The organism is Nocardiopsis sp. CNZ308 (assembly GCF_004217075.1).
The window spans coordinates 3,066,553-3,079,317 of record NZ_SHKJ01000001.1; the positions used below are offsets into that span (position 1 = coordinate 3,066,553).

Genomic DNA, 12,765 nt, shown 5'->3' on the forward strand with positions numbered 1-12,765 from the left:
GCGGTGGGGGCCGCGTCCTGTCGGGCGGCCCCCACCGTCGTCGTGTACCGGTCCGGGCCGGTCGTGTCCGGGTCAGTCCTCCGGATCGATGCGCCGGTTGAGTCGTCGCAGGAACTCGGGGTCGTCGTCCGGTCCGAGCGGGTGCGGGCTGCCCGAGGGCTTGGTGAAGTCGGACGGGTCGAGGTCGTCGGCCGAGGCCGTGGCCTGTGTCGGAGAGGGCGCGCCCCCGCGGGCTGCGGCCGCCTGGCGAGGGCGGCCGAGGAGGAGCCACAGGATGGCGCCGACGGGCACGAACAGCACGATGACGAACACCCACAGCACCTTCGGCAGAGTGCGCACCTCAGAGGAAGGGGTGGTGAGCGCGTCGAAGAACGCGTACACCCACAGAACGATCGATACGAGCGTGATCAGGCCACCAAGCCACACCATGGTTCCAGCCTAACTCTTGCAGTCGACTCCTCACGGTCGGGACACCGGGCCGGAGGGCAGGGGGAGTCCGCGGGGCGACTGGCCGGCCGACGGGGCGGTCGGAAGGCCCTGTGGCTCCTGGAGCCCTGGCTCCCGCCGGATGGGCTGTCTTGGGGCACTCGGCCTCAGGGCGTGCTCTCGCTCGGCTCCCCGAGCAGGAGGGCGCGCACCTCCGACTCGCGGAAGCGGCGGTGCCCTCCCGGGGTCCGGATGCTGCTGATCCGCCCGGAGGCGGCCCAGCGCGTGACGGTCTTGGGATCAACCCGGAAGAGTGAGGCCACTTCCCCGGGGGTCAACAGGCGTTCGCTTGCTCGTTCCACCTTCACATTCCCCCAATCGTGCCCGCCTCGGACTGTGGGGGCGGCGGGCGTTTGATCCCCTAGTGTGCACGAGTTGGACCGTTTCCTCCCTAGTTTTCGGAGAAATTGCGGTGTTGGGGGGAGGAGTACCGGATATGTGACCGGAACGTGATGTTCGGGCCCTGCTGTCGGGATTGGAAACATCCCATGACTATGCGAATCGTGTTCGCCTATGTCCCGTTCCCCTGTGCCGCAAGCGACACACCGACCCGATGCCCGTCGCAGCGGGCACGCCCTTAACCTGGAGATAAGGACCTGTGGGAGGCCGTCGGCCCGACCCGTGTGGGGTGCGGGAACGTCCGGACACAGGTGTTGACCGGGCGTTCCGCGCCGCCGATGGGCGTAGCGACCAATCTAGTCCAGGTAATCGTCTGTTGTGAGGCTTTTGGATGCGTAGCTTGCTGACCTATACCGCCGCCCGCCTGGGGCTGTTCGCGGCGGCCTTCGGAGTGGTCTACCTTTTCGGCGCCCGTGAGTGGATCGCCCTCATCCTGGCCTGGCTGGTCAGCGGACTGGCCTCCTACGTCCTGTTGTCCGGGATGCGCGACAAGGTCTCCGCGAGCGCGGTGGAGCGGATGGAGCGCCGCAAGGCCAACAGCCTGTCCGCGCGCCTGTCGGACGCCTCCGCGCGCGAGGACGACTTCCAGGAGGCACCGGAGCGGGAGGAGACCCCGTCCGGGGCGGAGGCCGACACCCGTGCCGAGGAGGACGGGGCCGAGGCGAAGCCGGGCGAGGACGCGCCGACCGCGGCCAGGGAGTCCTGACCGGGCGCCGCGCCCCCGCACACCTCGGCCGGGGAGCGGCACTCCTCAGCCGGGGCGGCCTACGCGGAGCCGCGCTCGACGCCTCAGGCCGTGCCCGCGTCCGCCCCGTCCGGTGACCGGCCCGCCTCGGACCCGCGCCTGTCGAGGCCCTCGGCCGCGCGGCCCACGAGCGGCGGCAGGACCGCGGCCAGGTAGAGGGCCGCGCACGCCAGCAGCACCGGCGACGCCCCGAGCAGACCGGCCGCCGCGCCCGCCACGGGAGCGCCCAACGGCGCCGCCATCCGGGTCAGCGCGCCGATCGTCGCCGTCCCCCGCCCCACGGCGCGGCGGGGCAGGCGTTCGAACAGCACCGCGCCCAGGATCGGGTTGAGCACCCCGCCCGCGAGCCCGCACAGGCCCCACACCGCCAGGACCGCCCACAGCGGCACGTCCAGCGCCAGCACGAGCAGCCGGGGCGGCCCGGCCAGCACCAGCCCCGCGAAGAACACGGCCCGCCGGGGCAGCAGGTGTCCGACCGCCGTGGCCGCGAGCGAACCCACCACCGAGGCCGCGCCCATCACGCCGCCCAGGAGGCCGACCACCGCGGGTCCCATGCCGTTGCCGTCCACCCACACCGGCAGCAGCACCGAGGCCACGGACATGTCGATCATGTTGGTCACCGCGAGCACGACCACCAGGACGCGCAGGGTGGGGTCGCCCCAGACCGCCCGCCAGCCGGTGCGCAGCCTCGCCAGATAGCCCGCGTCCGCCTCGGGGTCCTCGCCCGGGCCGGGGCGCTCCCCGGGCTGGGTGGCGGCCAGTACCACCGCCGCCGCGGCGAGCAGCGCGGCGTTCGCGTACAGGGCCGGGAGCGCGCCGAACAGGGACACCAGGCCGCCCGCGGCCACCGGTCCGACGGTCGTGGACAGCCGGTCCACGGTTCCGGTGAGCCCGGTGACCCGTTCGAGGCGTGCCCCCGTGCGCTCGGCGACGGCCGGGGCCATGGAGACCTTGGCGGCCTCGGCGGGGCCTGTGGCCAGGCCGATCACGGTCACCAGCGCCAGGAGCACGGGGAAGGACAGCAGCCCGGCCGTGTGCAGCAGCGGGACGCAGGCCACCGCCGCCGCGGCGACGAGGTCGGCGCGCACGCTCACGGCGCGCTGGCCCATCCGGTCCAGCAGTGGACCGCCCAGCAGCCGGGCCAGGGTGTAGGAGCCGATCTCGAAGAAGGCCACCGCCCCCATGGACGCCGGGCTGCCGGTGGTCTCCAGGACGAACCAGGGGATGGCGATCATCGCCAGCCGCGTGGCGGTGTAGCACAGGGCCTGGGCGGCGACCAGCCCGCCGACGCCCCTCACGTCCGCGTCCCCGTCGCCCCGTCGCCCCCCTCGGAGCCCTCCGTGTCCGGGCCCCGGTCCTCGGGGTCGGGGAAGGCGGCGAACTGGACGTGCACCGGCCGGCTGCCGGGGGCGCCGGTCTCGCGCGTGTAGCGGTCGAAGAGCGCGCGGACCTCCTCCCGGAAGGCGGAGAGTTCCTCCAGGGTCAGCTCCGTGCGCCGCCCGGACATGACCTGCGCCTCGCGCCAGCCCCCGGGCTGGGCCGCCCACAGGTTGACGGCCGCGGCCAGCTCCTCGCTCCAGCTGGCGGCCAGGGCCATGCGCACGGCGGTGCTCAGCTCGGGCTCGTCGGTGTCCAGGTGCTCGGGGAAGCGGAAGCCCTTGTGCCGGGACCGCCACCAGCGCTCCCGCGAGGTGCCCAGGGAGGGGTCCTCCTCGATGAATCCGTGGGCCTCCAGCTGCCGCAGGTGGTAGCTGGCCGAGGCGGAGGAGACGTCCAGCCACTCCGACACGGTCTTGCCGGTGGCGGGCCCCCGCTCCTGGAGGAGGTTGAGGACGCGGATGCGCAGGGGGTGGGCCAGCCCGCGCAGGGAGCGGGCGTCGAGGGTCGCCGCGTGGGCGAAGGGATCGGGGGTGCGGTCCGGGCCCGGGGAGGGGGTCTCGCTGTCGCGGGGGGCGGAGTCGTTCATGCGGTCACTGTAGACGCCCAAGGTTTCTTGGCCAAGGGTTGTTGGCCAAGGAATATTGGGATGGTTACGGCGACCCGGTACCCATGGGCTCGTGGCCCGTATATCTAGTTTCCTGGGCGATGGAGCAGCAACCGGCCTAGCTTGAGACCCGTGGCCACCAAGCGGATGAAGGCGCGGGTCCTGCTCGCCCTGGCGCGCCGAATGGCGCGCAAGAACGGCCCGCGCCCGGAAGAACTCAAAGGACGAGGCAAGGGGTCACACCAGACTTATGTCCTCCTGGACGGGGGCGGAGCACAGGTCGGTCGTTTCATGGTCACGCAACATTCCAAGGCGCTGTCCCGGGGCCTTCTACAGGACGTGGAGGACGGCTTGCAGCACCTGTTCGGTGAGAAATGGATGGAGAAGTGATGCCTGACTACACGGCTACCGTCATCCGCGATGAGGACCTCTGGGTCGTACGTGTCTCGGGGTTGCCCGAACCCGTCGTCGGAACGGTCGACTACGTACACTTCTCCGAGATCAAGGACGAGGTTCCCGAGGTCATCGCCGACCTCACGGACACCGATCCTGAGGACTTCACCATCACCTGGCGCTACGAGTTCGGCGGCGAGGACGTGACCGAGGACGTCATCCAGTACCTCGTGGCGGAGGAGGGGTTCCGGCGGTCCCCGACCGAGCGCGACCGCGCCCGCGCCCGGGTCCTGGAGACCATGCGCAGGGAGGGCGTCACCCAGCGGGCCATGGCCGACGTCGTGGACCTCTCCCACCAGCGCGTCCACCAGCTGCTCAAGGGTGTGGACACGCCGGTGCCCGGGGGACGCCGGGGGCGCCGCAGGGACGCCCCCGTGTCCTGAGGCCCCGGCTTCAGGAGAGCGGGAACATCCCCAGCCGGGCGTGGTACTCGCCGGCGAGGCGGTCGGTGTCGCTGCCCACGTACAGCCCGTCGGAGGTGGCCAGCATCGCCTCCACGCCGTGGCCGCGCGCCCGGCCGGGGTTCCACGGCAGGGCCTTGCCGGACTCGGGGTCCACGGCGGCGATGCCCTCGCGCGCCACCGAGCCGGGCCCCGGGTTGAGCGCGCCCTCGGCGTTGTCCATCCAGCGCTGGTGCCCGCCCACGTACACCGCCGCCGACGTGATCTCCACCGAGTACAGCGAGTCGCCGCCGGTCTTGTTGCTCCAGGTGGGCTCCGAGCCCGGGGTGTCGGTGTTCTCGAAGCGCGCGACGGACTTGCACAGGCCCGGCCTGACGTACGGGCCGCCCGCCGTCACCACCGCGAAGTAGGAGCCGTCCGGGGAGAAGGCCATCCGCCGCATGTAGGTGTGCAGCTCCTCGTAGTCGCAGGGCGCCTCGTAGGCGGACGTGGACCACGGCGTGACCGAGCCGCTCGCGGTGTCGATCATGGCGATCTGGGGGCGGTCCCGGCCGTCGACCCTGGTGAAGGAGCCGTTGACGACCAGCCGCCGACCGTCCGGGCTCAGCGCCAGCTCCTGCACCTTCAGCACGCCCTGGCGCGCGTCGGACACCTCGGGCGTGAAGCCGGTGTCCACCTCGCCGGAGCCGGAGTCGAGACGGACCAGCGTGGGCTGCTTCACGCCGTTCACCCCCGAGAAGCTGCCGCCCACGTACAGGTGCTCGCCGTCGCTGGCGATGCGCTGGACGCGGCCCCCGTCGACGGCGGCGCCGAACTCCGGCACCCGGTCGCCGTCGTCCGCCGACAGCCGGGCCAGCCCGTCGGCGGGCTCGCCGTCCACCGAGCCGAAGTCCCCGCCCGCGATCACCGTCCCGTCGGGTCCGGGGGCCAGCGTGGTGACGGTGCCGTCCACCTCCGGTTCGAACCCGTGGAGGATCCGACCGGTGCCGTGCTCGAACGCGAACAGGTGGGGCAGGTCGTGGGCGCGGCCCCCCTCGGTCTGGCTGACCCGCGTGAAGCTTCCGGCGACGAGGATGGTGTCGCCGACGCGCAGGATGTCCTTGACCGCGCCGTCCAGGACGTGCGGCGTCCACTGCACGGGCTGTTCGCTGACCACGCGCGCGTGGTCGGCCTCTGCGGCGGGGGAGGCGGGCGCCGCGGCCGCGGCCCCGGCGGGGAGTAGGAGCAGCGTGCCCATCGTCAGGGCGAGCAGCGGGCGGCTGGGTTTCACGGAAGGACTCTCCCTCGGTCGTGCGGGTCCATACGTGCGGGCCGACCGGAGGAGCCGGTCGGAGGGTGTCCGCACCCTCTCAGAGGGTCGCACAAAAACTACGGAGAGTGACACATGTCGAGCGCGGTTCCGGGTCGGCGGAACCGGTGGGACCGCTGGGGCCGGAGGGAGGGCGCGCGGCCCGGGCCCGGGGCTCACGCGGGGCGGGCCGGACGGCGAGGGGCCCGGCCGTGGTGCTCGCACAGCCGGGCCCCTCGGTCCCCGGGGACTCAGCGGGCGCGGGCGCCCGAGGCGTCCAGACCCCCGTTGTCCAGCCGCCGCTCGACCGCCTCCCGGTAGTCGTCGGTGACCGTCTCCAGCAGGGTGCTCTTCTCCTGGTCCGTCCGCCCCGCCATCGAGCGCTCCGAGCGGTCCATCCTGCGGTTGGCCCGGACGATCTCGTTGGTCGCGGGGAGCCGCACGTCCTCGTAGCGCCGCAGCGCCGCCTCCACGTCGCCGCCGGCCCCCAACTCGGCGGCGAGGGTCGCGGCGTCGAGGATGGCCTGGGACGCGCCGTTGGCCCCGATGGGGTACATCAGGTGGGCCGCGTCCCCGAGCAGGGTCGTGCGGCCCTCGCCCCAGTACTCCAGGGGGTCCCGGTCCACCATGGGGTACTGGAGGATCCGTTCGCTGCGGGCGAGCACGCCGGGGACGTCGAGCCAGCCGAAGTCCCAGTGCGCGTAGTGCGGGGCGAGTTCCTCGATGCGCCCGTTGTCGTCCCAGTCCGCATCGACGGACAGACCGGGGGAGGGCACCAGGCACACCCAGTTGAGCAGTGCGCGGCCGCGCGCCGCGTGGCGGGCCGAGATCGGATAGGCGACGAGTCTGGCGGAGTGCTCGTCGTTGGCGACGATCATGGTGCGCCCGTCCAGGAAGCCGTCCAGCTCGGTCAGGCCCCGCCACATGTGGACGCCTCCGCCGGACAGGGCGGTGCGGTCGGGGTGGAGCTGCGCGCGGACGCGCGAGTGCAGCCCGTCCGCGCCGACCAGCGCCGCCCCCGTGACCTCTGCGGCTCCGCCGGACTGGTCGCGGGCCAGGGCGCGCACGCCCGTCGCGGTCTGCTCGAAGGAGTCCAGGCGAAGGCCGGTGCGGACCGCGCCGGGGCCCAGGCGCTCGCGGACGGCCTCCAGCAGGAGCAGTTGGAGTTCACCGCGGTGGATCGAGTACTGCGGGTACTCGTTGCCCGCCGCCACGCCGCGGGGTTCGTTCCAGAGGGTGGTGCCCCTGTGGTCGAGGTAGAGGTGTTCCCTGGTGGGGATGCCCGTCGCGGCGAGCGCGTCGCCGAGGCCGAGGGCGGTCAGCTCGGCGATCGCCGCGGGCTGGACGTTGATGCCGACCCCGAGCGGACGGATCTCCTCGGCGGTTTCCAGAAGGGTGGCGCTGATTCCGTGGGAGTGCAGGGCGAGGGCTGTGGCCAGCCCTCCGATCCCAGCGCCGACGATCACGATGTCGGCACCATCGGCTGAGGTCATGGCGGCCCTCCGTGCTTCCTGCGATCTGGTGGTCGCGTTGTCTGCGGGCACACGCGCGCCCGTCGGGTGGTGCGGTCGATGGGCCCGGCGTCCCGGTGCATCAGAGGTGCTATCACGGCGGGGGCCGATCACCCAAGGGAGTCAGCCGGGAGGCCGCACACGAGACGGGCGGAGGCCCGGGCGGACGGTGCGCCGACTTCCCGGTCGCGCACGTCCGGCCCCGGACCCCCGCCCGCTCGCGCAAGGGAGGATGGGGAGGAAGGACCTGTGATCCTTTGTCAGGCGTGGTGGGTGGAGACCACCGAGTACACGCCGGGCGCCGGGGTGGCCAGCGCGGCGGCCTTCTTGCCGTAGGCCTGGGCCTCGGGGTCGGCCATGGTCGCCTGGATGTCCGCCGGGCTGTTCCACTGGGCCAGGTTGATGACCTTGGTCCCGTCCAGGCTGGCCAGGATGTTCACCGACACGAACCCGGGACGGTTCTTCATGACCTTCTCGGTGCCCTCGTTGAGGACGTCGACGAGCTGCTGCTGCTTCTCCTTCTCCACCTCGAAGACGTTGACGAGGACGGCGAGGCCGTCGTTTGCGCGAATAACGGTTTCACTCATGAAACGGAGGCTAGCAGAACCGGTATGCCGAAACAAAGGTCGTTCGCGGGTTTTTTGAAGAAAAGGGTAATCGATTTTTCATACGCCAAATAAACAGGCGTCCCGATCGGATCGGCAGCGCTCTTCAATGCGCGCTGCCCGGGTGTGCGCCTGTTCTTCGGGTGTGGTTCATCTTCCGTTTTGCGGCGCGGGTTCGGCTGGCCCGGCCGTTTTCTCCGCCACCCGGGGAGAAGTCCGTATGAGTGCCTGTCGGTCATTCACCCCGGGCGGGGCGCGGTTCCGTGGTTCGGCCACCCCGTTCCGCGGCTCCGCTCCGTGGCCTGGTGTGGCGGTCGAACCTTTCCGACCGACGTCCTCTCCGCTTCCGGTCCCCCTTCCACATGGTCTTCGGCGGCGCCCCTCCCCGGGGCCCCTACTCCTCTCGGACGGCGCTTCCGCCCGCGAACTTCCTGGTGGTGGCGGCTGAGGCGCCACCGGTGAGCGGGCACCGGCCTTCGCGGCCCGGCCCCGGCCCACCCGCCAGGGCGCGGCGTCGCCGCCAGTCCGTACGGCATTCCGCCAGGCGGGGCGAAAGGATTCGACGCGCCGGACAGGCCTTTCGGTGAAATGGCGGACAACGGCCGCAAGGGATCACCCGGGCGCGTGCCGAGTTCCGTTCGCGCGCTCCTCGGTGAGGCCTGGCCGTGCAACTGCGGATAATGCTCGGTTGTCCTTGGTCCTGTCGCTTCCCGCTTCGTTCCCGTCCTTTCTGGAGAGATGGGGGTGCAGGGATTCCGTTTACCTGGACGGATGATTCCCGAACCCCTGTCAGCGGGTGCTCCTCAAGGTCACCTGCCGCCTTCGATGAGGCCGTAGACGTTGCCGTCCCAGCCGGAGACCTGGGCCCACCGGTTCCCCTTTCTCCACGCGGTGTCCTGAGGCTCCGTCAGAATTTCGACTCCCTGTCCGCGCAGGTTCTCGCACACGGCGTCGAGGTCGTCGCAGTTGAACCACCCCTGGGCCATGCGGCCGACCCGCGACCGCATCTCCTCCAGGAGCCCGGGGTCGACCTGGGCGAGCGCCACGCTGGTCTGCGATCCCGGAAGGTGCACCTCCACCCAGCGCTGGCCGCCCTGGTGGACGGTGTCGACCTCCAGCCGGAAACCGAGCGCCTCCGTCAGGAAGTCCAGGGTCCTCTGCTGGTCGCTGGTGTAGAGCACGGAGAGCCGGGGGTGGGTGAGCATGGGCTTCCTCTCGGGGCCGACGGAACGGCTGCGTCCGCAGCCGGAGGAACCGTAGTGCAGGTGGACGGAGGACTCACGCGACGGCCGCACACCGCCGCGCGCCCCTCCACCGGCCCCGTACCGGCTCCCGCTCCTCCCCGCCCCCGCTGGGGAGGCCGGCCGACGGCCCGGGGCGCGCCCGCGCCCGGCTCCGTGCGGACCCCGCCCCTCCAACCGCGCCCCCGCGACGGTCATGAACCCACTCCTCTCCTCGCCCGGTCCGCTGACGCCCTTCACCTCCATGACGGACGGCGGGAGGAGAAGGTGACCGGACGGAGGGAGGAGGCGTACGGGCACCCGGTCGCGCGGGAGGCCGCCGTCCGGCGATCCCGCCGAAAAGGGAACGGGGTCCGGAGAAGTACGCCATTTCCGGGAAGTCGCGCCGTGTTACGAACGGTCACGCGGAGCGTTCGTTCGGAGAAAAGGCAAGAAGCGGGCCGCGTTTCTCGGATTGTTCGCGCGGCTCGTGCCCGTGCACGCGTGCCTGCCCGTGCTTGACACCGTCGCCCCAGTTCACAAGGGTCCGAGCACATTCCTGCCCGCCGTCGCCGGGGCACGGGAAGGCGGCTGGTCTCCCTTGCCCCAACCGCGGTCCGGAGGCTTTCACCTGGGCGTCTCCGGGCCGCCCGCCCCGGCGCCGTGTTTTCCCCGCTGTCCGCTTGCGGACAGCTTCGCGCTGGCGCTGCTGCGGGTCTCAACCTAGGCTGAATCCGGTTGTGATCCCCTCTGGAGAGTCCACCCTGCTCGCATGCCCTTCACGAAGGGAAATTTCACTGTGCCTGCCCAAACCATGCCATCCGCCCCTGGACTGGGGGAGGGTCAGAGAAATGACGGGGACCTGCCCCCCGAGGTGGCTGACATAATCAGGGATCTACCCCAGGGAATTGTTCCCATCGCGGATCTCGCCCCTTCCCTTTCCCCGCGCGAGAAGATGGAGGACCCGGCCCACGCCCGTGTGATCGCGGAAATGGGGAGTGCCGTCGAACCCATCCTCGTCCACCGCCGCACCATGCGCGTGATCGACGGGGTGCACAGGATCCGCGCCGCGCGGATGAGGGGGAAGACCGAGATCAGGGCCCGTTTCTTCGACGGCAGCGACGAGGACGCCTTCGTCCTCGCGGTGCAGCTCAACGTCGGACACGGGCTCCCGCTGACCCTGAGCGAACGCAGGACCTCCGCCCAGCGCATCATCCTGTCCCACCCGCACTGGTCCGACCGGGCCATCGCGAGGAGGGCCGGGCTGAACGCCAAGACGGTGGCCAGGCTCCGCCGGGAGGCGGGCGAGGGGGGCTCCGTCGCGGAGAGCAGGGTGGGCATGGACGGAAGGGCCAGGCCGCTCAGCAGCGTCGAGGGCCGGCGCAGCGCCGCGGCCATCCTCGCCGAGAACCCCGAGATCTCGCTGCGTGAGGTGTCCAGGAAGAGCGGGCTGTCGGTGGGTACGGTCCGGGACGTCCGCAAGCGCGTCGACCAGGGCCAGGACCCCATCCCGGAGCGCTTCCGCCGCAACGGCGGGGAGCGCGCCCCGGTGTCGGTCGCGGTCCGGGAGCCGGACCGCAGACCCCGGGTCACCGAGTCCACGGCGGTGGGCGAGACCGCGGCGGCGGTCCGCAAGCTCGCCCGGGACCCCTCCCTGCGCGCCACCGAAGCCGGTCGGACCCTGCTGCGCATGCTGACGATCACCGAGGTCGGACGCGCGCAGTGGGAGGAGATCATCAGGACGATCCCCGAGCACTGGCTGCCCCTCGTCCGCGCCATCGTCCTCCAGCGCTCCCAGGAGCTGCGGGAACTCGCCTACATGGTGCCCGGAGAGGACTCCGACCCGGGCTGAGGACCCGTCCGGCGTCCCCCAGAATTTCCCTTCGGACAGTATTCGACGCAGAAAAGGAAAGGCCAGGTGGTTTGCCATGCCCGAAAACTTTGAGTTTCCTGCGGATGGTGACGAGGCCGCGATCCGGAAACACAACCGTGACGTGGTGGAAACATACATGAACACGAGGGGGCAGGATCGGCTGAAGCGTCACCTCCTCTTCACCGAAGAAGGCGTTGGAGGGCTCTGGACCAATGACACCGGAGAGCCTATCGTCATCCGTGGCCGGAATCGCCTCGCCGAACACGCTGTCTGGTCGCTGAAATGCTTCCCCGACTGGGTCTGGACTAATATCCAGATCTTCGAGACGCAGGACCCCAACTTCTTCTGGGTGGAATGCGACGGCGAGGGAGCCATCCGTTTCGAGGGTTACCCCGAGGGTCACTACACGAACCACTTCCTGCACTCCTTCCGTTTCGAGGAGGGGAAGATCGCGCAGCAGAGGGAGTTCATGAACCCCTTCGAGCAGCTCCGCGCTCTGGGTATCCCCGTTCCCACGATCAGGCGTGAGGGAATCCCGACCTGACCCCGAGGGCTGGTTCGGATTCCACTCGGGCTGGCGATTCAGGCACGCACACAGAACCGATCAATGGAGACGCGTGGACAACGTGATGCCCGACATCGAGTCCAGAACCGCCCTGCAACAGCCCGACTGGAGCGACACCTCCCAGGTCCGGAGGGTGGCCGACGTGCTGTCCTCCCGGCCCGCCCTCGTCAGGACCGAGGACGTGCTGGCCCTGCGCTCGCTCCTGGCCGACGTGGCCCTCGGCCGGTCCCTGGTCGTCCAGGCCGGGGACTGCGCCGAGGACCCGGAGGAGTCCAGCGCGAGGCACGTCAGCAGCAAGGCCGCCATGCTCGACATGCTGGCCGGCGCCCTCAGGATGATCACCCACAAGCCCGTCCTGCGGGCGGGCCGCATCGGCGGGCAGTTCGCCAAACCCCGCTCGAGCCCCACGGAGAAGGTCGGCGAACTGGTGCTGCCGGTGTTCCGCGGCCACCTGGTCAACGGCCCCGATCCGACGCCCGAGAGCAGGAAGGCCGACCCGCTGCGCCTGCTCACCGGTTACATGGCCGCGGGCGACGTGATGGAGCACCTCGGCTGGCGCGGCTCCTTCACCCGGCCCGCCAGCGACCCGCCGGTGTGGACGAGCCACGAGGCACTGGTCCTGGACTACGAGGTGCCGATGCTCCGGCAGACCGCCAAGACGGACAAGCCGGTGCTCGGCTCCACCCACTGGCCCTGGATCGGTGAGCGCACCCGCCAGATCGAGGGAGCGCACGTCGCCCTGCTGGCCGAGGTCGCCAACCCGGTGGCCTGCAAGGTCGGACCGGCCATGGCCGAGGACGAACTGCTCGCCCTCTGTGAGCGGCTGGACCCCCGGCGCGAACCGGGCCGCCTGACGCTGATCGCCCGGATGGGGGCCGACCAGGTAGCCGACCGGCTGCCGCCGCTCGTCGAGGCCGTGGCCGAGGCGGGCCACCCCGTGATCTGGCTGTGCGACCCGATGCACGGCAACACCGTCCGGACCCCGGACGGCCACAAGACCCGGGTCGTGGAGGACCTCAGGAAGGAGGTCCGCGGCTTCGTCCGCGCGGTCGAGTCGGCGGGGGGAGTCCCCGGCGGCCTGCACCTGGAGGCCACCCCCGACGACGTGACCGAGTGCGTGACCGACACGAGCGGGTTCCCGCGGGTCGGCGAGCGCTACACGACCTTCTGCGACCCCCGCCTCACCCTCTGGCAGGCGGTCTCGGTGATCTCCGCCTGGAGCGACTGACCCGTAG

Annotated in this window: 14 protein-coding genes; 6 read left to right on the forward strand and 8 right to left on the reverse strand. The window is 71.2% G+C overall.

Annotation, left to right across the window (positions count from 1 at the left end; genetic code table 11):
- Window positions 1–72: 72 nt before the first annotated feature.
- On the reverse strand, window positions 73–429 hold the full coding sequence (locus EV372_RS13360; RefSeq protein ID WP_130396270.1) for a PLD nuclease N-terminal domain-containing protein: 357 nt from the start codon (window positions 427–429) through the stop codon (window positions 73–75).
- A 164-nt stretch (window positions 430–593) separates the two neighbouring features.
- Window positions 594–794 carry a BldC family transcriptional regulator gene (locus EV372_RS13365; RefSeq protein WP_017535950.1) on the reverse strand — a complete coding sequence of 67 codons (201 nt, stop codon included), beginning with the start codon at window positions 792–794 and terminating at the stop codon, window positions 594–596.
- A 422-nt stretch (window positions 795–1,216) separates the two neighbouring features.
- On the opposite strand from EV372_RS13365, the gene EV372_RS13370 reads away from it, so the two are divergent.
- Window positions 1,217–1,591: a DUF4229 domain-containing protein gene (locus EV372_RS13370; protein ID WP_130396271.1), complete on the forward strand. Its 375-nt coding sequence runs from the start codon at window positions 1,217–1,219 to the stop codon at window positions 1,589–1,591.
- Between the two features lie 83 nt (window positions 1,592–1,674).
- Here the strand turns inward: EV372_RS13370 and EV372_RS13375 are convergent, their stop codons facing one another.
- Together EV372_RS13375 and EV372_RS13380 are read right to left on the reverse strand one after the other, a co-directional pair.
- Window positions 1,675–2,928: an MFS transporter gene (locus tag EV372_RS13375; protein WP_130396272.1), complete on the reverse strand. Its 1,254-nt coding sequence runs from the start codon at window positions 2,926–2,928 to the stop codon at window positions 1,675–1,677.
- On the reverse strand, window positions 2,925–3,596 hold the full coding sequence (locus EV372_RS13380) for a winged helix-turn-helix domain-containing protein (protein ID WP_130396273.1): 672 nt from the start codon (window positions 3,594–3,596) through the stop codon (window positions 2,925–2,927). Before EV372_RS13380 ends, EV372_RS13375 begins: the two co-directional genes overlap by 4 nt.
- Before the next feature lie 150 nt (window positions 3,597–3,746).
- Here EV372_RS13380 and EV372_RS13385 point away from each other — a divergent pair, with 150 nt between their 5' ends.
- Window positions 3,747–4,004, forward strand: coding sequence for a hypothetical protein (locus EV372_RS13385; RefSeq protein ID WP_130396274.1), 258 nt, complete (start codon window positions 3,747–3,749; stop codon window positions 4,002–4,004).
- Window positions 4,004–4,450 (forward strand): hypothetical protein, encoded by a 447-nt coding sequence (locus tag EV372_RS13390; RefSeq protein WP_130396275.1) that lies wholly within the window; start codon window positions 4,004–4,006, stop codon window positions 4,448–4,450. The genes EV372_RS13385 and EV372_RS13390 overlap by 1 nt, the downstream gene beginning before the upstream one ends.
- Window positions 4,451–4,460: 10 nt before the next feature.
- Here EV372_RS13390 and EV372_RS13395 read toward each other — a convergent pair whose 3' ends face one another.
- The 4 genes from EV372_RS13395 to EV372_RS29055 form a co-directional block, all read right to left on the reverse strand.
- Complete coding sequence (locus EV372_RS13395; protein ID WP_130396276.1) at window positions 4,461–5,738, reverse strand: WD40 repeat domain-containing protein; 1,278 nt, start codon at window positions 5,736–5,738, stop codon at window positions 4,461–4,463.
- Between the two features lie 269 nt (window positions 5,739–6,007).
- Window positions 6,008–7,249 (reverse strand): flavin-dependent oxidoreductase, encoded by a 1,242-nt coding sequence (locus tag EV372_RS13400; protein WP_130396277.1) that lies wholly within the window; start codon window positions 7,247–7,249, stop codon window positions 6,008–6,010.
- Between the two features lie 278 nt (window positions 7,250–7,527).
- Window positions 7,528–7,854 carry an antibiotic biosynthesis monooxygenase family protein gene (locus tag EV372_RS13405; protein WP_013156012.1) on the reverse strand — a complete coding sequence of 109 codons (327 nt, stop codon included), beginning with the start codon at window positions 7,852–7,854 and terminating at the stop codon, window positions 7,528–7,530.
- Between the two features lie 827 nt (window positions 7,855–8,681).
- Window positions 8,682–9,077 (reverse strand): VOC family protein, encoded by a 396-nt coding sequence (locus EV372_RS29055; protein WP_165435986.1) that lies wholly within the window; start codon window positions 9,075–9,077, stop codon window positions 8,682–8,684.
- A 1,006-nt stretch (window positions 9,078–10,083) separates the two neighbouring features.
- Here EV372_RS29055 and EV372_RS13415 point away from each other — a divergent pair.
- From EV372_RS13415 to EV372_RS13425, 3 genes are all read left to right on the forward strand, one after another.
- Window positions 10,084–10,944 (forward strand): ParB/RepB/Spo0J family partition protein, encoded by an 861-nt coding sequence (locus tag EV372_RS13415; protein ID WP_253796037.1) that lies wholly within the window; start codon window positions 10,084–10,086, stop codon window positions 10,942–10,944.
- Window positions 10,945–11,020: 76 nt separating this feature from the next.
- The gene (locus EV372_RS13420) at window positions 11,021–11,509 is read left to right on the forward strand and encodes a PhzA/PhzB family protein (RefSeq protein WP_197044255.1); all 489 of its coding nucleotides are present in this window, start codon (window positions 11,021–11,023) and stop codon (window positions 11,507–11,509) included.
- A gap of 73 nt (window positions 11,510–11,582) precedes the next feature.
- A complete protein-coding gene (locus EV372_RS13425) occupies window positions 11,583–12,758 on the forward strand; it encodes a 3-deoxy-7-phosphoheptulonate synthase (protein WP_165435987.1) in 1,176 nt (391 codons plus the stop codon).
- Window positions 12,759–12,765: the final 7 nt, after the last annotated feature.